Here is a 22718-nt window from a genome sequence, read left to right as displayed (position 1 = left end):
GCAAAGCAGCGCAAGGGCTACCATCGGTGGAGAGTTGCCCCCGTAGCTCAGCGGATAGAGTGTCGGCCTCCGGAGCCGAAGGCACAGGTTCGAGTCCTGTCGGGGGTACCAACGATTTGGCTATTCGCCCCACCGGTTTCGGTGCACGTAGTCGGTGGCCGGCAGCCGCGGGCGAGTACCCAGCACGGGGTCGGGGTCGTCGGCGGGGTAGCCGAGAGCGATGACGTTGGCCACCACGTGGCCTTCAGGGAGACCGAGCACTTCGGCTGCCTGTTCAGCGTGATGCATGGACGCCGGGCAACTGGCGATGCCTTCGGCCCAGGCGGCGAGCATCAGGTTCTGGGCGGCGCGGCCGGCATCGAAGGGTCCGCGGAAGATCGCGAACGGTGCGCCAACCACGCCAGCTTCCGGGACGAGTACGAAGACCACGGCAACCTGGCAGGTGGGGATGTGTGGCGTGAAGTTGCCGCACGCGGCAAGACGTTCCTTCTGGGCCTGATCGCTGACGAGGACGAGGCGCACCGGCTGAGCTGCCTTGGCACTCCCGGCCATGCGGGCCGCCTGGACGAGGCGGGCGAGGGTATCGGGAGGGATTGGGCGGTCGCTGAAGCGGCGCGTATCCCGCTTCGAAACGATGGTGTCGTATGTCTCACTCAACGGGGAACCGCCTCTCGCCATTCGACTTTGTACAGCTGTACCGGGGACTCGGCAGCGGCGACATGGGCCTCGCCGCCTTCGACGAAGTGGAAGCCCTTGCCGGACACGAGTTCGCGGACGACGCGCGAGACGACGATTTCGCCGCCCCGGGCGAACGCTGCGAGCCGCGAGGCGACGGTGACAGCATTGCCGTAGAGGTCATCGCCTTCGGCGATCGGCTCTCCCGCATTGATTCCCACGCGGATCGAGAGATGCTCCCCGTGGAGGGGAGCTGCCGCCGAGTTCGCGCGCTGCAGGGCAATGGCGCAGCGGATCGCCTGCTGGGTGGATTGGAACGCGGCGAGGACACCATCGCCGAGAGCTTTCACCTCGTCGCCGCCATGCTCGCGGAGCGTCTCGCGGACGAGGCGCTCGTGCGCACGCAGCACCTCGCGTCCACGAACGTCACCGAGCCGCTGAATCATGGCGGTGTGGGCCTCGAGGTCGGTGTAAAGGATGGTGCGCATGGCGCAGTCATCAACCGCTGAAGGAGGTTGCTGGTCTTCCGCCAGAAAAGCGAGGGAAGCCTCGACGATTGTCTCAGAATCGCCCACGAATGGTGCGACGGACTCGCCGGGCACCAGCGCGAGCCTTGCATCGCGAATCTGGCCTGCCAGGCCCTTCGCCACATCGACGTTCGAGCCGACGAACGCAGGGCGATGGAACACGAGGGTGGGACAGCGGACGTTGGGCAGGTCTTCCCTCGCATCGAAGGCCTGATGATTGGCGAGGTTTTCGAAGAACCGGTCCGGGTCGATGCTCTTCTTGGCCACTTCGACGAAACGGTTTGCGGTATCGCCTTCGGTCCAGCCCACGGCCCGGTGAAAATAGGTGCGGATGTAGAGGTCCTGGTCGACAGCGGCGAGCTGGTTGACGGCCTGGCGCTGCTGGTTCGCCTGTTGCGGGAGCTTGCCGACGACGTCGGCATAGGCGGCGTGGGTGCACCAGAGGATCATGCGTGAGACGCGGGATGGATTGCGGGCGGCGTAGCGGATTGCCATCGGGCCGGCATAGCTGGCCGCGAAGATCGCGAACCGGTCGAGTCCGGCGCGTTCGACGACAGCTTCGAGATCGAGCAAGTGGGCATCGAGCGAACGGTCGGAATCTTCGCGGTCGGAGAGGCCGAGCCCGCGGGCGTCGAATCGCACGACCTGGTGGTGTTCGGCGAACCGTTCGAGGAATTCGCGGAGGCCCGGCATCTCCCACTCGACCTGGAGGTGGCTTAGCGGGAGCACAGGGAGGAACACCACCGGCGGGCCTGCGCCGAGGGTGCTCATTGCGATGTTTACGCCATCACGGGCGACCGCGTATTGGATGATCGGTTCCACAGATCGTCACATGGTACGCGAAGCGTCACACACCGCGTTAAGGAATTCGAGCAAGAGTTGAGTGACTTCTTCGGGGCGCTCCTGCTGCGTCCAGTGGCCGCAACCTTCGAGCACCGCGGACACGCGGAGGTCGGGGACGACCTCGTGGAGGCGGTGAATCGCGGTGGGATTTCGTGCGGGATCTCGCGAACCGGTGACGAAGAGCGCCGGTTGAGCGACGACGGCGTCCGCGAGGTCCGCGGCCTGTTCCCAGTTGCGGTTCACGTTGCGGTACCAGTTCAGTCCGCCGCGAAATCCGGAGTGCCGGAATGCGGCGACGTAGGTCTCGAGGTCTTGGTCTGTGAGCCACACAGGCGGGGCCGCCGGGACGGTGAGCGAATCGAGGAAGCGCTTTCCACGCTGTATCGGCTTGAAACGTTCATCCCGCGGGGCATCGCCGGAGATGGCCCAGATGAATCCCAGGAGGGAGTCACGGACGTTCTGCTCGAACTCGGCTTCGACCAGGCCAGGTTCCTGGAAGTAGTCGACATAGTGGACGAATTCCGGCCCGGCGGCGCTGCGCATCAGTTCGAGGGGCGGCGCCGGCGCCCTTGCGGCGTGAGGCACGCTCAAAGAACCGACAGCGTGGATGCGGCCGGGAAAGCGGAGGGCGCTGTGCCAGGCGACCGGCGCCCCCCAATCGTGGCCGATAACGGCCGCCGGCCCGCCTCCGAAGTGATCGATGACAGCCGCGACATCGCGGGCGAGTTCTTCGAGAGCGAATGCTTCGATGTCCGGTGGCGAGCTGCTTTCGCCGTAGCCGCGCTGATCCGGGGCGACGACCCGGTAACCGGCGGCAACGAGGGGCCCGAACTGGTGCCGCCAGGAGTACGCGAGCTCGGGGAAGCCGTGGAGCAGGACCACGAGCGGTCCGTTGCCAGCGTGATGGACGCGCAGACGGACGCCGTCGCGTTCGACCCAGGTTCGTTGGGTCCCGGGGATCACGCGCCCGCCAACGCTTCCGGCGCGAAGGTCTCGGCGATGTGCCCGGCCTCCCGGAGCTGCGCGATTTCCTCTTCGGAGAGTCCGAGAACCTCCCGGTAGACGTAGTCGTTGTGTTCGGCGAAGAGGCACGGTGGTTCGCGCAGGTCAACTTCGGACTTCGAAAACCGGTAAGCCGGCCGGAGCCAGTCGACCTCGGGATAATCCTCGGTGGCAGGAAGACGCTTCCACGTGCCGGTTGCCGCGAGATGCGAGTCTTCGGCGGCTTCTTTGGCGTTGAGCACGGGACCAGCGGTGACACCGGCTGCTTGAAGGGCGTGGAATAGGTCGTCGCGGTCCTTGTTGGCGGACCACTCGGCGATGCGTGCTTCGAGCTCATCTTCGCGGGTGGCGCGGCCGGTGCGAGCCGCGAGGTCAGGCGTCGTGGCCCACGAGGGACTGCCCAACGCGCCGACCAGCGCGTGCCATTCCGCATCTGAGCGGCAGCTGATGGCGATCCAGCGGTTCGTGCCCGCGGCCGGGAACACACCGTTGGGCACGAACCCCTCGACGCTGCGGTTACCGACGGAACCCTGGGCGCGGCCGTTCCAGGCGGCATCGAGCGCGGCCTGCGGGAACATGTGCATGGACGACTCGACCTGGGCCATCTCAATGACCTGGCCTCGGCCGGTCCTTCTGCGGTGGCGAAGGGCGGCCATCACGGCAACGGCACCGTGCATGCCGCCCCAGAAGTCGCCGGCGAAGATGCTGGTGTTGTCTCCCGGGGAAGAATCACGGTAGCCGCGCAAGACCGACGAACCGGCGACGCTATCGATGTGGGCGCCGTAGCCGCGGCCCTCGGTGTATGCCCCGGTACGCCCGAAGGCGGGCATATGGAGGATGATGGCGTCGGGCCGCAAGTCGCGGATGGCGTCGTCGGTGAGCCCGAGCTTGTCGAGCGTCCCGAGGGCGAGGTTTTCGGCGACGATGTCGCTGATGCGCACGAGCTGGCGGACGATGGCGAGGCCTTCCGGGCGGCGGCTGTCGACGGTGAAGGATTTCTTGTTGCGGAGGACCTGGATGAAGGCCGGGCTGTTGTTCCACGGTCGCGGCCCCGGGTCCGTGGGGTGCCCGGCGATCCATGGGGGGAGCATCTGGGCGATCATCCCGTTGATGCGCGGCGATGCTGCGCGCGTCATCGGGTTCCAGATGTAAGGGTTCTCGACTTTGATGCACTCGGCGCCCATGTCGGCCAGGTACATGGTGGCGGTCTGGCCGGCCCAGACGGCGGTAAAGTCGCAGATGCGTATACCGGAGAGTGGCAGGCGGTCGCTCACGCGATTACTCCTTCGCTGTGCAGGCGATCGATTTCAGCGCTGGGGATCCCTGCTTCGGCGAGGACGGGCCTGGTGTGTTCGCCGAGGCAGGGTGCTGCGGAGCGGATGCGCCAGGGAGTCTCTTCGAGTATGTACGGACGTCCGAGCATGGGCAGCGTGCCGAGCAGAGGGTGGTCAACCTCGGTCCAGACGCCGCGCCCGTGGAAGTTCGTATCCTCCCAGATGTCCAGGCCGGTATTCAGGGGTGCGACCATGGCGTGAGCCTTGCGCCCAGCCTCCCAGACCTCGGCGCGCGTATGAGAGAGCATCCAGGGGTAGACGATGGCGTCGGCTTCTTCCTTGGCTGCCGGGTCGAGGGCGATCATGGGGTTCTCCCACTTCGGGTCGCGCAGGGCATCGTCGTCGATCATTTCGACGAAGCGGCGCCAGTAGTTGCCGGCCGAGGCAGTTAATTCGATGTAACCATCGGCAACGGGGTAGATGCCGCCGGCAATACCCGCGGAGGCGCCGGTTGGGCGCTCCTGGATTCGGCCCGAGAAGCGGTAGCCGAGGATGCTGGAACTGCGCCGATCGATGTTGCTGACCTGGACGGTGAAGAGCGGGACTTCGACGAGTTGGGCGAGGGCGTCGAGTTCGTAGGCGTGGATGGCGCCCATGGCGGCCACCGACGCCATCGCGCCACCCTGGAGGAGCGCTGCCGTGCCACCGAGCTTCAGCGGCTCGCGGTCGGCGAGACCGTGCGAATACATTTCGGCGCCCATGGCGTAGAGGACGGTGTCTGAGAGGCGGTAGTCCCGGTAAGGCCCGGAGTGACCGAAGTTCGTGATAGAGAGGACCGGGATGGGCGCATAGGCGCTGAGGGTCGGGTAGTCGAGCCCGAGGTGCTCCTCCTGAGATGGCGAACTGGCCGTCACGATGAGGTCGGCCATTCCGGCAAGGCGCCGGACGATTTCGCGGGCGGCAGGCGACTTGAGATTGACGACGACCGACTCTTTGTTGGTGTTGAGGTAGTGGAAGGTGGCTGAGCGCTCGGGACCGGAGATGTCATCCTTGAAGGGAGGGAGAGACCGGGAGACATCGCCGCCGGGGCGTTCGACTTTGATGACGCGCGCGCCCATATCGGCGAGGAGCTTGGTGCAATAAGGGCCGGCGATATGGCCGGTAAAGTCGAGCACGGTGAGCCCTTCGAGTGCGTCCATCGATCCTCCGGGTTGGTTGGGCTCGAATCTACCGGAGGTTTCCGCTGTTGTCAGGCAGATGGCGCGGGGGCGGTGCGCTCGGCACGGGCCATGGTGAAGGCGAGGGAGACCACGGGCACCGCTACGAAGCAGACCGCGAGACCAGCGATGACGAGCGCCGAACGTGGGCCGAGCCACTCGATGAGTGGTCCGGCGACTGCGTATCCAGCGATCTGGGCGAGCGAGGCGACCATGCCGACGAGTGCCATCACGCGTCCGCGGAAGGCGTCCGCCGCCTCGCGCTGGAGGTAGCTCGAGAGGGCGACCTGGAGGGCGACGACGCTGGCTCCCTGGAGGAGCAGGGCACCGGCCGCCAACTCGAACCCACGGGCGCTGCTGAGGAGCAGCGTCGTGGCACCGGTCCCAATGAGTGCGAACGCACCGGTGACGAGGAGCTTCCGCCCCGGGCCTACGATGACGAAGAGCACGGCCAGCACCATCGCGCCGACGCCCTCGATGGCGAGGAGGGTGCCATAACGGCTCTCGGGTAGGGCGAGTGACTCGGAGACAAGTGGGAGCGTGCCGGTATTCACAAGCGTGCCGACAAGCATGACGACACCGATCGCCAGCGTGACCGTGCGGATGGGTCCGTGGCGGCGCACGTAGGAGAGTCCCGCCCACGCATCGGGAAACGGATTTCGGCGGCCGCCGTTGGCCTGCTGGGCTGGCACCCTGGTGATCATCAGCACGAGACCGGCGGAAACGAGGAAGCTGGCGGCATCGGCGGCGAGGACGAAATCGAGCCCGCCCCGTGCGATCATGAATGCGGCGAGCGCGGGCCCCACGATGTTCGCCAGACTGGTCGCCAGCCGAAGGGCGCTATTCGCCCGTCCCAGCTGGTCCCGCGAGGCGAGGGCGGGGAGGAGGGCCTGGGCGGCGGGGCGGTAGAACGCGCCGAGCGAGGCAACCGCGGCTACAGCGACGAAGGCTGTGGTTGTGGTTGAGGCGCTGGCGGCGAGCCCGAAGGCCGCGAAGCAGGCAAGGGCCGCGGCAAGGTCGGCGCCGACGAGGATCCGCCGACGAGGGAACCAATCCGCGAAGGTGCCGCCGATCGGGCCGAGGAGGAGCGTGGGGATGGCGGCGAGGCCGAGGAGGAGACTGACCGAGGTGGCCGAACCGGTGACACGATAGATGGCGATGGAGGCCGCCGTTAGCAGCACCATGTCGCCGGTGACGGAGATGGCCTGGGCAAGGATGAGGAGGGCGAGGCCCTGCCGATTACTGCCCGATTGGGTCACGCGGTGCCTCCGCCCGAGTGTTCATCGCGGCACTGTACACCGGCGCATGCCGGGCGCAAGACGACCGGGGAATCAGGCGGTGACTGGGGACTTCCGCTCGTACTTCTTCGCCGGTGTGAGGACGAGAGGAAGCAGTTCCGGCGCGTTGAAGCTCGCGATCTGGCGTTCTTCGGGGGCGGGTCCGTACTCCGTTGTGCGCTGCCGCGGGTTACGAGCCATGACGCGGATCGTTCGTTCCATCTCCTCCGGTGGAAGCTCCTGTCCGAAGCCGGCGCCGGCAGCGCGAGAGATGCTCTCGTTCATGAGCGACCCGCCCATGTCGTTGACGCCGGCCGCGAGGCATGCCTTGACGCCTTCGACGCCCATCTTGACCCACGAGACCTGGATGTTCGTGATAAGTGGGTGAAGGGCGAGCCGGGCGACGGCATGCATCAGGACGGCTTCGCGGAAGGTCGGGCCCTGGCGCGCCTTGCCTTTGAGATAGAGAGGCGCCTCCATGTGGACGAACGGGAGGGGGACGAACTCGGTGATCCCGCCCGTTCGCTCCTGGAGTTCACGGAGGCGCACGAGGTGGCGTGCCCAGTTCAATGGGCCATCGATGTGGCCGTACATGATTGTCGAGGTGGTGCGGAACCCGGCGTGGTGGGCAGCCTCAACGACATCAAGCCACTCTTGAGTCGAGAGCTTGTCGGGACAGAGTGTGGCGCGGACTTCGTCATCGAGGACTTCCGCAGCGGTGCCGGGGAGCGTCCCGAGGCCAGCGGCCTTCAGCCTGCCAAGGAACGCCGGCACGGAGATGCCCAGAGTTTCGGCGCCCTGGGCAACCTCGAGCGGACTGAAGGCGTGGATGTGCATGGCGGGAAGCGCTTGTTTCACGGCGCCGAGGATGTTCAGGTAGGTCTGGCCCGTGTACTCGGGGTGGATACCCCCCTGCATGCAGACCTCGGTGGCGCCGCGCTCCCACGCTTCCTGCGAGCGGCGGACGATTTCGTCGAGGCCGAGGTCGTAGGGAGTGCCGCGCAGGCTTTCGCTCATCTTGCCCTTGGCGAAGGCGCAGAACTGGCAGCGGAAGTAGCAGATGTTGGTGTAGTTGATATTCCGGTTTACGACGTACGAGACGGTGTCGCCGTTGACCTGCTTGCGGAGGCGGTCGGCGGCGGCGCAGACCAGGTGGTAGTCATCGCCGCGCGCCTGGAAGAGACGGGCGATCTCGGTTTCAGAGAGTCCGAGGCCAGCCTCGGCCCGGGAGAGTATCTCCGGGACATCGCGAGAGGCCGTGTTAACCACCCGCGCGGCATCGAGTTTCCGGGGCAAATCGACTACCGGCGGCGGCGTCTCGGCATCGCCGGGGGACCAGGGGTCGACCCTGGCGAAACCATCACCATCGATCGAGCGGATGACGGCGGTGGCCATTTCGGGGGACTGCCAGCGGGCAGAATCGAGCGCGTGGGCGGGGTAGACGGCGAGCCGTTCGGTTAGGACTTTGCCGCACTCGGCGGTGTGGTCGCGGAGGGACTCAAGGTGGGGCCAGGGGGCCTCCGGGTTGACATGGTCCGGGGTGACGGGCGAAACCCCACCCCAGTCGTTCAGGCCGGCGGCGACGAGCTTCGGATACTCGTCATAACTCAGGTTGGGCGGAGCCTGGATGTTCATCTCGGGGCCGAAGACAATCCGGGCGACGGCGATGGACCAGAGAAGATCGTCGAGGTCCGGTTCGGGAGCGTTGGCCATCTTGGTGTCCGGCTTCGCGCGGAAGTTCTGGACGATGATCTCCTGGATGTGGCCGTATTCGGCGTGGAGCGCGCGCAGGGCGAGGAAGGACTCGATGCGTTCGCGGCGGGTTTCGCCGATGCCGATAAGGATACCGGAGGTGAACGGGACCTGGAGTTCGCCGGCATCGCGCATCGTTTGGAGTCGCGGGGCGGGGTGTTTATCGGGCGAGCCGTAGTGGACCTGGCCCTTTTCGTGGAGCCGGCTGGTGACGCTCTCGAGCATGATGCCCTGGGAGATGGTGACGTTGCGGAGGGCCGCGATTTCTTCGCGCGTCATGACGCCCGGGTTGGCGTGTGGGAGGAGGCCGGTTTCTCGATAGACGAGTTCGGCCATTGCCGTGAGGTAGGCGATGGTGCTGGCATAGCCCATTTCATCGAGTTCGCGGCGAGCGACCTTGTAGCGCAGCTCGGGCTTGTCCCCGAGGGTGAAGAGCGCTTCCTTGCAGCCCTGAGCCGCGCCGGCGCGGGCGATTTCCAGCACCTGTTCCGGCGTCATGTAGGCTCGCTCTCCCGGGACCGGGGGTTTCGCGAAGGTGCAGTAATGGCATACGTCCCGGCAGAGTTGGGTCAGCGGGATGAAGACTTTTCTCGAATACGAAACGATGTTCCGGTGGTAGGAGTCGCGGAGGGACGAAGCAGCTTCGAGCAGTGGCTGGAGGTCGGTTTCGCCGGCGAGTGAGAGTGATTCCTCGTCGGTAGGTGAGACTCCGCTGAGGGCTCTTTGCAGGAGCGGTTCGGTGGTTGCGAGCATCTGGTGCCTCCGTTCGCCGCGGCAGTCAGTTCAGAAGTTGAACTTACCCCCTCGCGTGCGTAGCATAACCCAGAGATCCTGCGGGGGAAAGCCAGCATGGCGCGAAGCGTGAAGTGCCCGGTTGCGACGACACTCGACCTCGTCGGGGACAAGTGGACGCTCCTTGTCGTGCGCGATTTGCTCCGCGGGCGATCGCGGTTTTCGGAACTTCGCGACTCGGTCGAAGGGATACCGCCGGCGGTGCTATCCCGGAGGCTGAAGGACCTGGAGGCGGCGGGCGTGCTTGTTCGGCGGTTGTACAACGACCACCCGGCCCGCTATGCGTACCAGCTGACGGCGAAGGGCCATGGCCTGGGCGTGGTGGTTGGGGCGCTGGCGGACTTCGGGGAGCAGCATGCCGAGAGCGACCTGACGCTCGTCGACGACGAGTGTGGCCATGGCATCCGGGTGGTGTACCACTGCCCGACTTGCGCTCGCCGGGCGCCGCGGAACCGGGCTCGCCTGGTCCAGTCCTAAGGGGCGAACGGGCGTCGAGGGCGGGTCAGGGACCACCTTGCGGCACAGCGGAGCCCGGGTCGTGGGAGTGCTGACGCGACCCCGCGCGTGTAGGCTGCCGGTGTGGTCACTCGGGCGCATTTCATCCTCTTCGTGGCAGACCAGGCGAGGAGCACTGCGTTCTACGCCTCCGTACTCGAGACCGTCCCGCGGCTGGATGTACCCGGGATGACCGAGTTCGAGCTCCCCGGTGGAGCGGTGCTGGGACTCATGCCGGTCGACGGCATCAACCGGCTGCTCGACCTGCCACATGCTGTGCAGGCGGGTGGCGGACCGCGCTCTGAGCTGTACCTGATGGTCGATCGGCCGGACGAGTGGTTTGGGCGAGCCGTCCGCGCGGGAGCCGCTGCCATCGAGCCTCCCGTCCTTCGCGATTGGGGGCATGTCGCGGGATACGCGCTGGACCCGGACGGCCACTTGGTGGCGTTCGCGTCCGACGCCCAGGAACTGTAGCGACGAAGAGTCGCGCGCGGGCGGCCCGTTTGGCGCGTTTTCGATGACGGGGATAGACTGAGTGTTCCATTACATTCGTTCCTCGCGGAGTACCTCGTGCACGTCATTGGGCTGACGGGTGGGATCGCCAGCGGTAAATCAACCGTGACCCGCTTTTTCAAGGATCGCGATATCCCCGTAATCGACGCCGATGTACTCGGCCACCGTACATACGACCCCGGCACCGACACGTTCGCGGCCGTGGTGAAAGCCTTCGGAGATGACCTCGTCGCTCCCGATGGGACCATCGACCGGCGTGTGCTGGGTGGCAAGGTGTTCGGCAAGCCGGACGAATTGAAGCGGCTCACGGACGTCGTCTGGCCGGGCATCCGGAAACTCGCGAGCGAAGCGCTTTCGGAATTTGAAGCAGCTGGCAACACGCTGGTCGTGCTTGAAGCGGCTGTGCTCTTTGAGGCCGGCTGGGAAGACCTTGTGGACGACGTATGGGTCGTGGTGGTGGAGCCGGACCTCGCCGTCCAGCGACTGGCCACGCGGAACGGCCTCGATGAGGCGGCGGCGAGGGCGCGGATCGATTCGCAGCTCTCGAACGCGGAGCGCATGGCGCGCGCGGATGTCGTTATCACGAACAACGGGACGCTGGAGGAGCTCGAAGCGGGCATCCAGCGAGCCTGGGACGAACTTCAAACGAAGCTGCAGAGCGCGGCCGGGAGGAAATGACAGCATGACTCAGGGAATCGAAGGTTCAGCCACCATCTACGCTTCCGAGGAATACGCGGTCCACGACGAGCCGTATTACCTCCCCATCGCCGACGAAGTCGAGCTGTTTGAGACGGCGTATGCGCAGCGCATCCCGGTCCTCCTGAAGGGCCCGACGGGGGCAGGCAAGACGCGGTTCGTCGAGTACATGGCCTACAAGTTGGGGCGGCCGATGATGAAGGTCTCAAGCAAGACCGGGCAAGAGGCCGAGCATCGGATGCCACTGATCACGGTGGCCTGCCACGAAGACTTGACGGCCAGCGACCTCGTTGGCCGGTACCTGCTGGACACAGACGGCACTCACTGGACGGATGGCCCGCTGACGCGAGCGGTGAAGGTGGGGGCCATCTGCTACCTGGACGAAGTGGTGGAGGCACGCAAAGACACCACGGTCCTGATCCACCCGCTCACGGACTACCGGCGCCTGCTCCCAATCGAGAAGCTCGGGCAGGTTATCGAGGCGGCCGATGGCTTCCTCCTCGTGATCTCCTACAACCCCGGGTACCAGAGTGCGCTGAAGGACCTGAAACACTCGACGCGGCAGCGCTTCATCGCCATCGAGTTCGATTACCCTCCGCGCGAACAGGAAGCGGAGATCATCGCGCACGAAGCTGGTTGTTCGCGCGAGGCCTCGATCGACCTGGCCCGGCTGGGCGAGAAGGTCCGAAACCTGAAGGAACACGGGCTTGGAGAAGGCGTGAGCACGCGATTGCTGGTGTACGCCGGCAAGCTGATGGCGCAGGGTGTGCCTGCCCGGCGCGCCTGCCAGGTGGCAATCACCTGGGCTCTCACGGACGACCAGGAAGTGCAACGCAGCATCGAGGAAGTAGTCACCTCGATCTTCGAGTAGTGCGCGGTGCGCCTTGGAATCGTCTCGGACATTCACTGCAACCTCGCCGGGCTGGAGAAGGCTCTTGAGTTGATGGCGCCTTTCGACGAGTTGTGGTGTGCGGGCGATTCCGTGTTCCAGTTCCGTTGGTCGAACGAAGTCGTTGGCAGACTTCGCGACCTGGGGGCGAATGTGATCCTCGGGAACCATGAGGACACGATCCTGAGCCGGGACGGCGAACGGGCACTCGCGTCGCCGAAGGTGGACCAGGAACTCGTCGACTGGATGCGGAGCCGGCCGTACCGGCTGGAGAGGGATATCGATGGCAAGCGGGTGGTGATGACGCACGGTTCGCCATGGGAGCCATGGAAGGACTACCACTACCCACACGAGTCGGTCTGGGCGAAGGCGGCGGCGCTTGAGTGCGACACGCTGATCGTCGGGCACACGCACTACAAGATGGCCCAGCGCTTTGGGCGCGTCCTGGTCATCAATCCTGGTTCGGCAGGAGACCCGCGGGATCACCGCAACGATTTCCAGCTTTCCTGCGCGACCTGGGACACGACAACCGAGGAGGTTGTCTTTTACGATTACAAGGATCCAACCAGGAACTTCGTGAAGCATTCGGGAGAGGCATGAGGCGGCCACCATCTCGGTCCCGCCGGTGCGCAACCCGGGTTCACCATGGCTCAATATCGGAGGCTGACCAGGACTTATGACGATCGTTGGAGAACTCCTGGCGCGCCATCACGAACGGCTATCCGGATTCCCGGCCCCGCTCGAACAGCACTATGAAGCCGGCCTGCGCGCGCTATCGCCGCGGCTTTCGCCCAACCAGCTGCAAAGCTGGGCAGAAACCGGGGTGGAACTGACAGCCCTGAGCCTGCGCTCCTGGGAAGCGGCAGTTGAGTATTTCAAGGCTGGCGCAGAGCTTCCCCAGAGCGCGACCTGGGACGCGATTGAGACGCTCGGACGGGAGTCGGTGCAGATGGCCGGGGAATCGGCGCCGTTGGCGGTGAGCTTCCTGCGCTCTTCGGCGGCGACGATGGAGGCTGTTGGGCCTTCGCACGTGCGCCAGTGGGCGGACCTCGGGAGGCGGCTGTACAAGGGGAACTGGAAGAGTTCTTCGCTGGCGGCGCAATTCTTCGACCTGGCCCCAACGGTGTTTCATGTGCTGCGCATCGGCCAGGCGGCACGGCTCGTCTTGTTCATCGACGAACTCTCGCGGCACAGTTACGAACTCGCTTCGGCCTGCCTCGCTTCGGCGCCGACCGTCCTCCAGAAGCTGGATGAAGACGACCGGCTGCCGTTCATCGCCTTCGCGGTCGAGCTGGCCCAGTCCAGCTGGGCGGACTCGCGCCTGTACTTCGAGCGCGGCTCCACGCTCATCCAGAAGGTGCACAGCCCCGTCCGCGAGCGATACCTGATCCTGTCGGCGCAGGTGGCGAGGGGCCACAACCGGTCGGCCTTCCAGTACTTCGAGGAGGCATCGGCCTCGCTTGGGGAATTGGAGCCGGATGACCACCACCGGGTGATTGAGCTGGCAGAACAGCTGGCGCCGTATTCCGCTTACGCAGCGATGGACTTCGTCACGAGTGTGCCGCGCGTCCTGGAGCGGATCCGAATCGATGAGCTGGAACCATGGCACAACGCCGGGTTGCGGATCCTGGAGGCGAGCCACGACGGTGGGGAGGCCTACTTCCGCCTGCAATCAACGCGCGGCGAGGACATTCTCGAGACACTGTCGGCTCGCATAGAGCTCTCGAAGATCGGCGAGATCATGCGGCTGTACTGCAAGGCGCTGACGGGCCGGAACGTCAGCATTCAGACGGCGGAGTCGCTGGCCGAAAAAGGCATCGGCTGGGTAGAGGAGCACCGGGCGAGTACGGATGGAAGCACGATCTTCCTGCCCGAGGTAATGGAGCGCTTCCACGAGAAGGACGAGAATTTCGCCGCAATGAAGGTGTTCGCCACGCACCAGGCGGCGCACATCGAGTTCGGGAGCTTTGATTTTGTCTTCGACCGGCTGGGCGGAGTGTTTCCGTTGCGGCGAGTGGCTTTCGCACTTGCCCGGGAGAAGCCGGCGACGACGGACATGGAGGAGTACTTCGACCTCTTCCCCGAGCGGAAGCTGGCCTCGGACCTGTTCACGATCGCGGAGGATTCGCGCATCGACTCTCGCGTGAAGCGGGAGTATGGCGGGATCCGGCGGCCGCTGGCGCGGATGCAGCAGGAGGAGCTGGCGAAGCGCCCCGATGTGCGCCAGCTACCTCTGCGGAACGGGTTCGTGGAGAACCTCGTGCGCGCCAGCCTTGACGGGGTCGACGCCATCCGTTGGCCGAAAGACCGTGCCGAAGCGATGTCGCGCGCGCTGGGCCTCTTGAAGGCGGTGCACACTGACGAAGCGATGGTGGAGGACGCCGCCGAAGCGACTCTCGCGCTCTACGAGATAGCTATCTCCATCCCGAACGTGTACGAAAACATGGACGAAGGCGCGTGGGACTCGGTTGAGCCGATGGACGCGGGCCAGGCAATGCCCATGGAGGGTGGGGAATCCGGCGGCGATGGGTCGCAGATGCAACTCGGGAGCTCCGAAGGGAGCCCCGATGATGCAGAGTACGAAAGCCCGCAGGAGATCGATTTCCGCGGCGACTTCAAGCCGGAACTCGTGGACCTGCTGATGAAGCTCCGCGAAGACGCGAAGATGGGCCAGGGCGGTGAGCAGTCGCCGGCGCAGCTCACCCCGGAGCAATTGGCGGAGCTCCTGGCGAAGAGTGTCGAGATCGACCTGGACGCGATGTACGACGGGGACCTCGACGCTTCGACGGGCATGTTCATGAACAACCTCATGAAGGAAGCCGGCAACCCGGCTTCTGAAAAGGGCGACCAGAACCAGCCGACCAGCGACAACAGCACCGGCGCAGGGGAAGGCGAAGAAGAACTCATCCCGATCGTGACCGTGTACTACTACGACGAGTGGGACTTTCGGGCGCAGGACTACAAGCCGCGCTGGTGTGCGGTCAAGGAATCCAAGCTCGAAGAGGGTGACGACAACTTCTACGAGAATGCCCTGCGTGAGCATGCCGGCCTGGTCGCTCAGACGCGGAAGCAGTTCGAACTGATGAAGCCCGAGATGTTCCGGAAGATCAAGCGGCTGCCGGACGGCGAGGATTTCGATCTCGATTCCGCGATCGAGTGGATGGTGGAGAAGCGGGCCGGCGCCAGCCCGAACGAGAAGATCTACTGGCGCCGGAACAAGATCGAGCGCGATGTCGCCGTTGCTTTCCTGGTCGACATGTCGGCCAGCACCGACGAAGAGATCAACAAGCGCGAGAAGAAGTACGACGACGACGATTACGACGACGACCCGCGGAAGTACCTGAGCTGGTGGGTTTCGAAGCGGCGCCAGGAATTGACGAGCCCGCCGAAGCGGATCATCGACCTCGAGAGGGAGTCGACGGTCCTCCTGATGACGGCGCTGGAGACCATCGGCGACCAGTACGGGATCTACGGGTTCAGTGGTTACGGCCGGGACAACGTGGAGTTCTTCGTCATCAAGGACTTTAACGAGACGCTGGACACGAAGATCAAAAACCGGCTGGACAAGGTGACGCCGATCCGCTCGACGCGGATGGGCCCGGCGATCCGGCATGCGACCTTCAAGCTGATGGAAACCGACGCGAAAGTGAAGATCCTCGTGCTGCTCAGCGATGGGCGGCCGCAGGACCACGGGTACGGCCGCGACCGGACGGAGAAGGAATACGCGATCCACGACACCAAGCAGGCGCTGAACGAGGCGAAGCGCGAGGGCATCACGCCTTTCGCGCTCACCGTCGACCGGGCCGGCCACGACTACCTGAAGACGATGTGTGAAGACATGGGCTACGAGGTGGTCGCCGACATCGAGGCGCTGCCCAGCCGGTTGCCCGCGCTTTACCGGCGGCTCACGGAGTAAGAGCCGGGAGCCGCCCGTGGGCGATTCACTCCGCCGATTCGTGCGTGTCCGGTAGCGGCCAGCGCGGGATAGGCACGTCTCCATCCGGCGCTGCCTACGAGGGTGGTCCGCGCCGCCGTCGCCGATTCCACCTAAGATGCGCGCCTAAGACCACTTCTCTGGAGCGCCCACATGCCCGGCGATCGCGCGGAACTCATCTTCACCAACGGCATCGTCCACACCGTTGATGCGAACAACAGCATCGCCGAGGCGGTCGCTGTCTCCGATGGGCGCATTCTTGCCGTCGGCTCGAACGCGGAGGTGTCGGCGACGGCCGGACCGGCGACAGAGCGCGTGGACCTTCGCGGCCGGTCGCTAACGCCGGGGTTCATCGATGCGCACCACCACTTCACGGGCCTCGGGTCGGGCTCCGAGGCCATCGACTGCAAAGCCGCGGGGATGGATAGCATCCGTGCGATCGTCGAAGAAGTGCGCAAGCGGGCGGCGGCGCTCCCCGCGGGCACGTGGATCCGGGGCCGTGGCTACGACCACTCGCGATTGGTGGAACAGCGCCACCCCAACCGGCACGACTTCGACGCTGTCGCGCCGGAGCATCCGGTGATCTTCACGCGGACGTGCGGACATATCCTGGCTTTCAACACGAAGGCCATCGAACTCGCGGGACTTTCCCTGACTGCACCGGATATCGACGGCGGGCGCTACGACCGTGACGGCGACGGGAGGTTGCTGGGGGTTTCGTACGAGCGTGCGAACGCGCCAATCCAGATCGCCGCGGCGGCGTCGCGCGACGAACTGCGCCAGTGGTTGAAGGCGGCCAACGACAGCGACCTCGCCAGCGGGCTGACGAGTATCCACGATGCCGGCGGGCTCACGGGGGTTTCGCTCGACATCGCGAAGGAACTGGTGGATGCGGACGACATTCAGGTGCGGATCTACTCCTTCGTCACCGTGAACGCGCCCGACCACCCGCATGTCGGAATCCTCTCGACGGGCGTCCGTACCGGGTTGGGCGATGAGCGGCTGCGCATCGGGGCTTTCAAGGTCGTAACTGATGGTTCGAGTTCGGGACCGACAGCGGCGACACGCGAGCCCTACGCCTCGAACTCAGACGACCGCGGCATCGCGTACTGGAAACAGGACGACCTCGACAGCCTCATCGGGCGGGCACACCGGGCAGGCTGGCAGTGCACCGTCCACGCCGTGGGCGACCGCGCCATCGAACAGACGCTGGACGCGATGGCGCGTGCACAGGCCGAGTACCCGCGCCAGGGGTTGCGCCACCGCATCGAACACTGCGGTATCACGCCTCCCGACCTTCAACGCCGTGTGAGGGCGCAGGGAATCGTCCCCGCGATGCAGCCCGCGTTCTTCTGGGAGTTCGGCGATGGCTACATCCGCAACTACGGCCGCGAACGAGCCGACGTGATGTTCCCGGCGAAGTCGTTGCTCGAAGCCGGGGTCATCGTCGCGGGCTCTTCAGATTCTCCTGTCACCGACTACCGTCCGCTCTTTGGCATCGAGCAGGCACAAACGCGGGCTACGAGCGGCGGCGATGTGTGCGGCCCGAACGAGCGCGTCGACCTGGCGATGGCGCTGCGGATGCATACGATCAACGGGGCTTACGCTTCGTTTGAAGAGCGCATCAAGGGAAGCATCGAGCGAGGGAAGCTGGCGGACGTGGTCGTGCTGTCCGGGGACATTCGCAAGGTTCCCGTGCGCGAGCTGCGCGATCTTCCCATCGCGATGACGGTTGTTGGCGGGCGGGTCGTTTACGAGGGGTGAAGCGGTCGGAGCCCGAGCCGGCATCGGATGGGTGGTCATGACGCCACGGCGGTGCGAGTATAGATTGAATACGACGAACTTTTGTCGCGCCGAGTGACGCTGGAATCGCCGGTTGTTTATGGTTCGTTCACTGATGAACTCACCCGTCCTTGGGCTCTTAGCACCGACACGGAAGGCGCTTGTGTTGGGCTTGAAAGAGCGCGGCGAGGCGACGGCGGAAGTTCTGGGTGTCGCGACATACCTTTCAGTCGCGGCGGTCCGCGCCCATCTGACGGCACTGGAACGGTTGGGCATCGTTTCGCACACGAATCAGCGAAACGGCCCCGGGCGGCCGTTGCATATCTACCGGCTCACTCCTGCGGGCGAGACGCTCTTCCCGCAGAGCTACGCACCCCTCCTGAGAGCGGTCTTCGATGCCGTCGCCGAGGACCGTGAGTGCGAGGCGAAGATCATGCGGTTCGTGGAACAGGCGCAGGTTTTCGAACTCCAGCAACACGTCCGTGCCCCCAGCGTCGGCGGGCGACTGCGGGAGCTCGTGCGGGCGCCAACGTTCGCACCTTTCTTCCCCGAATATGAACAGACGGCGGAGAGGACGTGGTGTCTCCGGTTCCGCCACTGCCCTCTGAAAGAAGTCGCCAGCGAGTATGCGCAGTGCTGCGAACTGGAACAGCGGGTGGTCCAGGTGGCGCTTGGCGAATCTGCAACCGTTGAGGTCCAGAGCCGGATGACCGATGGTTCGCCAGTCTGCGCGTTCAACGTGCGGTCTGGCGGCTAAGGCCGGGTGCCGGCGACTTTCGCGAGTATTTCGATTCCACGGCGGATGCCGTCCTCGTTGACGCTCGAGTAGCCCATGAGAAACGAAGCCCCAGCGGGCGGCGAACCGAGGTAATAGCTCCGCGCCGAATAGATGCCGACGCCGCTTGCACGCGCGGTTTCGATGAAGCTGTCGGCATCGGAGACACCCTGGATGTTCACGAGTACGTGCATGCCGCTTTCGGTGCCGGTGATCGCGGCGCGGCTCCCGAAGTGTTCAGCGAAGGCGGTGAGCAGGGTAGAGCGGCGGGTTTCGTAGACCTTTCGCATCCGGCGGAGATGCCGCTCGAAATGGCCTTCATCGATGAAGAGTGCGAGGACGGCCTGGTAGAGCAGGGCGACGTGGCGGTCGGTCAGCCACTTGGCTCCGGTGATGGCGGGTTGAAGGCTCGGAGGGGCGACCATATAGCCGAGGCGAAGGGCGGGGAGAAGGACTTTGGAGAGGGTCCCGGTGTAGATGACACGGCCACCTTCATCCAGGCCCTGGAGGGCGGCGAGGGGCCTGCCTTCGTAGCGGAACTCGCTGTCGTAGTCGTCTTCGATGATGACGGCGCCAGTACGGGATGCCCGGGCGAGCAGTTCGAGGCGGCGCGAGGCAGACATAACGGCACCGGTTGGGAACTGGTGGGAGGGAGTCACGTAGATGACCCGGGCCTCATCGGGGATCGCGTCGACGACGATGCCTTCGTTGTCGCAGGGAACCGGCATGACTCGCGCACCCATTGCCTGGAAGACGGCGCGGGCGCCCCGGTAGCCCGGATCTTCAATGGCGACGACGTCGCCGGGGTCGATGAGCACCCGGGCGCCGACATCGAGCGCCTGTTGGGAGCCATTCACGACGAGGACCTGGTTCGCATCACAGCGGACGCCCCGCGAACGCTGGAGGTAGCGGGCGAGGGCCTCGCGGAGCTGTGGCAGGCCCTGTGTGGGACCGTATCCCAGCAGCTCTTTCGGCGGATAGTCGAGGACGCGCTTGGTCAGCGTGCGCCATGCGTCGATGGGGAACTCGTCGAACGAGGGCGTCCCGTAGCGGAATTCGAAGTCAGTCGGTCGCTGCGTCTCTTCGTCGATGGCGGTTGGCACTTCGCCGGCGACGAGCCTCCTGGCGAACCCGGAGAGGCGGGGAGGGGCCCCTTGTCCGTCCCGGGCAACGTTTGCAGCGATCGATTCAGCCCTGAAGGCGCGATCGGGCAGGTCCGGGGCGACGAACGTGCCTGAGCCGTGACGGGCGGCGAGGTAGCCCTCGGCGATGAGCTGTTCGTAGGCTTCGAGGACGGTATTGCGGGCAAGGGAGAGATTCCCGGCGAGCACACGCGTCGGGGGGAGGCGCTCGCCAGCCCGGAAGCGTCCGCCGAGGATGCTTTCACGGATGGCTTCGGCCAGGCGCTGGTAGGCGGGGCGGGCCGGATCGTCGGGGAGTTCGATGACGATGTCCAAGAGTGAATGGTATCAGCCCCGCGTGAGAACAGAATCCGTCGAAAGGGTGAGGCGCTCACGGGCCGGTCTATACTCCCGGAATACTCGAAGCGAGGTGCCGCCGATGGTCAACGAGGGAATGCAGCGACAGTGGAATTCGCCGGAGTTCCTGAACATGTGGCGTGGCCTCGAACCTACGGTTTCAGGACTCACCGCGCCCCTGATGGCAGCGCTCCAGCCCAAGCCGGGCGAACGAGTACTCGACGTCGGCTGTGGCGGTGGGTTGCCGACGCTTGAGGTAGCCGCGGCCGTTGGGCCGACCGGGAGCGCGACCGGCGCGGATATCTCCGAGGACCTGCTCGAGCTTGCGCGTTCGCGCGCAGCCGAGTCCGGCCTCAGGAATGCTACCTTCGTGAACGCCGACGTTCAGGTCGATAGGGTCCCCGGTGCACCGTTCGACGCGGTGTTCAGCCGCCTCGGCGTGATGTTCTTCTCCGACTTCGTCGAGTCGTTTTCGAACATTGGGCGGCATATGAAGCCGGGCGGACGGCTGGTGTTCGTGTGCTTTCAATCCGCGACGGCGAACCCGTGGTTTGGCGCGAACATCCTCGCGAAGTACGCGCCGCCGCGCCCGCCCTCGCGCTTCCCGCCGCCAACGCCCCTCGCCCTGGGCGAAGAAGCGCTGACCCGCGAGTTCCTGGCGGAAGCGGGTTTCCGGGGTGTTTCCTTCGAGGCATTCGACGACCCCATGGATGCGCCTTTCACGGGAGAGCCGATGAGCGGCGGCATGCTCGCGCCCATGGGCCTGGCGCCGGACGTCCGGGCGAAGGCGATGCAGGAACTGTTGGCGAATGACCAGCGGTTCGTCGAAGGCGACCGGGTGAAGACGATTCGGAAGATGTGGATCGTTCGCGCGAACGCTAGAGGGTGAACCCGACGTGGCTCCGTCGGTCTGGGTTGCGGTGGCCCTGCCGCGGCCCACATCGTCGGACGCACAATCGGCGCATGGAAACGCTCCTCTGGGAATCGGACTTTCGGTTGGCCCCTGCCGCTGTGATTGTCGCGTTCGGCGCGTGGTTAACGTTCCTCGGTGGGTGGAGGCAGGGCCTGCAGCTCCGGCTGCCGTACGAGGCGCGAGGCAAGAATTACGGCTGGATCCGCGCCATGCGCCAGATGATCCAGGGAATGTCGCTGCTGGCGATCGGGCTGGGGTGGTGGTTCCAGTGGCCGGTTGCGATCGCGGCGGGCGCGATCTTCGGCTTCGAAGAGACCATCGAGACGAGCATCGCGACCTGGGCGCTGAAGCAAGAGGCGGAGGGCCGGGAGGGGTACGCATAGGGGAGTTGTGAGTTGCGAGTTGCGAGTTGAGCGGCGCCCTGCGTTTAGCGGCCATAGTGCTGTGTCACCTCGACTATCGTCACAGAGAGAAAACGCCCGAACTTCGCGCCGACCACCGGACCACACAGTCGAAATCGAACGGCGTCAGACCGGCTGAGATAGCAACGCTCGAGCTGACGCTGGCCGAACTCGACTTCCATTCCTACCTGCTGCCGAGCCTTTCCTCGATCCACGGGATGATCATCTCGATCAGCCGCTCGCGCGGATCGGCGAGCTTCTTCCCTTCTTCGCCGACCGGATAGAGATAGTGGTCGGCCCAGGGGAGCGTGCGAAGCAACTTGTCCTCGGCGCCGCTCTTCTCGAGCAGTTCCTCTTGCTCGGCCGGGAAGATGTCGCAGTCGCCATCGGCGAAGACGATGAGCGTCGGGACGGTGACGTGGCGGATGGTGTCGGGCAGCTCGGCCTGGGAGCTGGTGCCGCTCCAGGTGCTAAGCCAGCCGCGCGGCGTCATCGTGCGGGCGAGGCCGCCGGGGCCGTAATTGCCGATGATCGGGTCGGCGGGACTGAAGATGCTGCCGACTGGCCGATTGCTGGGGTCGATTGTGGGGTCCAGGTAGGCGGGGTTCGCGAGTGTCCGGTAGATGACCATGTACTTCCAGAGGCGGGCGCGCCGGGCGACCATTCCGCGAGCTGCTTCGGGCAAGGCGGCATGCCCGGGGTCGCGGAGCTGGTTGCGGAAGTAGGCGTGTTCCGCGATGTGTTCGCGGGCGATCGTGTCGAGCCGGTGTGAGCGGGCGACCTGGCGCTTGCGGTACTCGGCCAGCCACTGCCGGTCGTAATGGCTTGGCTCCGGGAACGGCCGGTAGCCGTTCGCCGGGTTGTACATGTCCCATTCGTGGTCGACGGCCGTTGGGTCGTTTTCGTCGAGGACGCTGGGGTCGATGACGTTGAGCATGAAGCGGCCCTCGCCCAGGTGGGCGGCGACGGCGATGTAGAGGTCGCCTTCCGGCATGACTTCCTGCGTGAGGTCGATGGGCTCGCCGCCCGGAGTCATCGCCAGGCGTTTTGCCGGGGCCCGGGAGGCCTGGGACTGGTAGAAGCCGAGGAGGGAGCCGCCGCCGCTGTTGCCGAGGAGGACGATCCGCTCGAATCCAGCTTCCTTCAGGTAGCGCAGGCCTGCGGCGATATCGAGCAGGAGCCGCTCGTGAACCATGTCGGTGTCGTTATTGATATAGCGGCTGTTCTGGCCGAAGACGGCGTAGCCGCGGGCGGTAAAGGGTGGCACGACATAGTGGCGAGTGAACTCGGCGCGGGGGTGCATCAGGTAGACGACGGCCTTCGGGGCGCGGTTCGCGGGCCGGTAGAGGATGCCGAAACTCTGGGCGGTGTCGGTGGCCTCGAGGTACACCGCTTCGCGGCGGACTGAGGGGTCCAGGCGGGTGAAGGCGAATGGGAGGCGGCGGGCGCGCTCTTCCGGGTGGGTCATGGTGTTCAATCCTGC

19 protein-coding genes and 1 tRNA gene are annotated in these 22718 nt (G+C 65.5%); 11 read left to right on the top strand and 9 right to left on the bottom strand.

Annotated features, from left to right (window positions below):
• Window positions 1-36 precede the first annotated feature (36 nt).
• A tRNA-Arg gene (locus IPG14_RS06070) sits at window positions 37-111 on the top strand.
• A 9-nt stretch (window positions 112-120) separates the two neighbouring features.
• Here the strand turns inward: IPG14_RS06070 and IPG14_RS06065 are convergent.
• From IPG14_RS06065 to cofH, 7 genes are all read right to left on the bottom strand, one after another.
• Window positions 121-657 carry a nitroreductase family protein gene (locus IPG14_RS06065; protein ID WP_343391202.1) on the bottom strand — a complete coding sequence of 179 codons (537 nt, stop codon included), beginning with the start codon at window positions 655-657 and terminating at the stop codon, window positions 121-123.
• Complete coding sequence (locus IPG14_RS06060) at window positions 654-2024, bottom strand: adenylate/guanylate cyclase domain-containing protein (RefSeq protein WP_343391201.1); 1371 nt, start codon at window positions 2022-2024, stop codon at window positions 654-656. Before IPG14_RS06060 ends, IPG14_RS06065 begins: the two co-directional genes overlap by 4 nt.
• Before the next feature lie 6 nt (window positions 2025-2030).
• On the bottom strand, window positions 2031-3008 hold the full coding sequence (locus IPG14_RS06055; RefSeq protein ID WP_343391200.1) for an alpha/beta hydrolase: 978 nt from the start codon (window positions 3006-3008) through the stop codon (window positions 2031-2033).
• The gene (locus IPG14_RS06050) at window positions 3005-4321 is read right to left on the bottom strand and encodes a CoA transferase (protein WP_343391199.1); all 1317 of its coding nucleotides are present in this window, start codon (window positions 4319-4321) and stop codon (window positions 3005-3007) included. The genes IPG14_RS06055 and IPG14_RS06050 overlap by 4 nt, the downstream gene beginning before the upstream one ends.
• The gene (locus tag IPG14_RS06045; protein WP_343391198.1) at window positions 4318-5520 is read right to left on the bottom strand and encodes a CoA transferase; all 1203 of its coding nucleotides are present in this window, start codon (window positions 5518-5520) and stop codon (window positions 4318-4320) included. Before IPG14_RS06045 ends, IPG14_RS06050 begins: the two co-directional genes overlap by 4 nt.
• 50 nt (window positions 5521-5570) lie before the next feature.
• On the bottom strand, window positions 5571-6797 hold the full coding sequence (locus IPG14_RS06040) for an MFS transporter (RefSeq protein WP_343391197.1): 1227 nt from the start codon (window positions 6795-6797) through the stop codon (window positions 5571-5573).
• 72 nt (window positions 6798-6869) lie between these two features.
• Entirely contained in the window at window positions 6870-9320 is a 2451-nt protein-coding gene (gene cofH / locus IPG14_RS06035; RefSeq protein WP_343391196.1) for a 5-amino-6-(D-ribitylamino)uracil--L-tyrosine 4-hydroxyphenyl transferase CofH, read from the bottom strand.
• Window positions 9321-9416: 96 nt separating this feature from the next.
• Between cofH and IPG14_RS06030 the strand changes: the two genes are divergently transcribed.
• The 8 genes from IPG14_RS06030 (at window position 9417) to IPG14_RS05995 (ending at window position 18425) form a co-directional block, all read left to right on the top strand.
• On the top strand, window positions 9417-9836 hold the full coding sequence (locus IPG14_RS06030; RefSeq protein WP_343384266.1) for a helix-turn-helix domain-containing protein: 420 nt from the start codon (window positions 9417-9419) through the stop codon (window positions 9834-9836).
• A gap of 102 nt (window positions 9837-9938) precedes the next feature.
• On the top strand, window positions 9939-10328 hold the full coding sequence (locus IPG14_RS06025; protein WP_343391195.1) for a VOC family protein: 390 nt from the start codon (window positions 9939-9941) through the stop codon (window positions 10326-10328).
• Window positions 10329-10424: 96 nt separating this feature from the next.
• Window positions 10425-11045: a dephospho-CoA kinase gene (coaE, locus tag IPG14_RS06020; protein ID WP_343391194.1), complete on the top strand. Its 621-nt coding sequence runs from the start codon at window positions 10425-10427 to the stop codon at window positions 11043-11045.
• A 4-nt stretch (window positions 11046-11049) separates the two neighbouring features.
• The gene (locus IPG14_RS06015; RefSeq protein WP_343384269.1) at window positions 11050-11934 is read left to right on the top strand and encodes a CbbQ/NirQ/NorQ/GpvN family protein; all 885 of its coding nucleotides are present in this window, start codon (window positions 11050-11052) and stop codon (window positions 11932-11934) included.
• Window positions 11935-11940: 6 nt separating this feature from the next.
• Window positions 11941-12552, top strand: a complete 612-nt coding sequence (locus IPG14_RS06010; protein ID WP_343384270.1) for a YfcE family phosphodiesterase — start codon at window positions 11941-11943, stop codon at window positions 12550-12552.
• A 76-nt stretch (window positions 12553-12628) separates the two neighbouring features.
• The gene (locus tag IPG14_RS06005) at window positions 12629-15868 is read left to right on the top strand and encodes a VWA domain-containing protein (RefSeq protein ID WP_343388708.1); all 3240 of its coding nucleotides are present in this window, start codon (window positions 12629-12631) and stop codon (window positions 15866-15868) included.
• Between the two features lie 171 nt (window positions 15869-16039).
• Window positions 16040-17650 (top strand): amidohydrolase, encoded by a 1611-nt coding sequence (locus tag IPG14_RS06000; RefSeq protein WP_343391193.1) that lies wholly within the window; start codon window positions 16040-16042, stop codon window positions 17648-17650.
• 133 nt (window positions 17651-17783) lie between these two features.
• A complete protein-coding gene (locus tag IPG14_RS05995) occupies window positions 17784-18425 on the top strand; it encodes a hypothetical protein (protein WP_343391192.1) in 642 nt (213 codons plus the stop codon).
• On the opposite strand, the gene IPG14_RS05990 is transcribed toward IPG14_RS05995, so the two are convergent.
• A complete protein-coding gene (locus IPG14_RS05990) occupies window positions 18422-19900 on the bottom strand; it encodes a PLP-dependent aminotransferase family protein (protein WP_343384275.1) in 1479 nt (492 codons plus the stop codon). The two genes, IPG14_RS05995 and IPG14_RS05990, sit on opposite strands and share 4 nt — an antisense overlap.
• A 103-nt stretch (window positions 19901-20003) precedes the next feature.
• Between IPG14_RS05990 and IPG14_RS05985 the strand changes: the two genes are divergently transcribed.
• A complete protein-coding gene (locus IPG14_RS05985; protein ID WP_343391191.1) occupies window positions 20004-20810 on the top strand; it encodes a methyltransferase domain-containing protein in 807 nt (268 codons plus the stop codon).
• Window positions 20811-20884: 74 nt separating this feature from the next.
• Window positions 20885-21217 (top strand): hypothetical protein, encoded by a 333-nt coding sequence (locus IPG14_RS05980; protein WP_343391190.1) that lies wholly within the window; start codon window positions 20885-20887, stop codon window positions 21215-21217.
• A 202-nt stretch (window positions 21218-21419) separates the two neighbouring features.
• Here the strand turns inward: IPG14_RS05980 and IPG14_RS05975 are convergent, their stop codons facing one another.
• Window positions 21420-22703 (bottom strand): alpha/beta hydrolase, encoded by a 1284-nt coding sequence (locus IPG14_RS05975; RefSeq protein ID WP_343391189.1) that lies wholly within the window; start codon window positions 22701-22703, stop codon window positions 21420-21422.
• Window positions 22704-22718 lie beyond the last annotated feature (15 nt).

The organism is Candidatus Amarobacter glycogenicus (assembly GCF_016704105.1).
Taxonomy (GTDB): Bacteria; Chloroflexota; Dehalococcoidia; order Tepidiformales; family Tepidiformaceae; genus Amarobacter; species Amarobacter glycogenicus.
The sequence above is the reverse complement of the archived record's forward strand: the minus strand, read 5'-3'. Positions and strand labels throughout refer to the sequence as shown.

What these genes read in the sequence shown, in the direction of transcription:
- IPG14_RS06045 (WP_343391198.1), bottom strand. Translation starts at nt 5,520, where the DNA reads ATGGACGCACTCGAAGGGCTCACCGTGCTCGACTTTACCGGCCATATC.
- cofH (WP_343391196.1), bottom strand. Translation starts at nt 9,320, where the DNA reads ATGCTCGCAACCACCGAACCGCTCCTGCAAAGAGCCCTCAGCGGAGTC.
- IPG14_RS06030 (WP_343384266.1), top strand. Translation starts at nt 9,417, where the DNA reads ATGGCGCGAAGCGTGAAGTGCCCGGTTGCGACGACACTCGACCTCGTC.
- IPG14_RS06015 (WP_343384269.1), top strand. Translation starts at nt 11,050, where the DNA reads ATGACTCAGGGAATCGAAGGTTCAGCCACCATCTACGCTTCCGAGGAA.
- IPG14_RS06005 (WP_343388708.1), top strand. Translation starts at nt 12,629, where the DNA reads ATGACGATCGTTGGAGAACTCCTGGCGCGCCATCACGAACGGCTATCC.
- IPG14_RS06000 (WP_343391193.1), top strand. Translation starts at nt 16,040, where the DNA reads ATGCCCGGCGATCGCGCGGAACTCATCTTCACCAACGGCATCGTCCAC.
- IPG14_RS05995 (WP_343391192.1), top strand. Translation starts at nt 17,784, where the DNA reads ATGAACTCACCCGTCCTTGGGCTCTTAGCACCGACACGGAAGGCGCTT.
- IPG14_RS05985 (WP_343391191.1), top strand. Translation starts at nt 20,004, where the DNA reads ATGGTCAACGAGGGAATGCAGCGACAGTGGAATTCGCCGGAGTTCCTG.
- IPG14_RS05980 (WP_343391190.1), top strand. Translation starts at nt 20,885, where the DNA reads ATGGAAACGCTCCTCTGGGAATCGGACTTTCGGTTGGCCCCTGCCGCT.
- IPG14_RS05975 (WP_343391189.1), bottom strand. Translation starts at nt 22,703, where the DNA reads ATGACCCACCCGGAAGAGCGCGCCCGCCGCCTCCCATTCGCCTTCACC.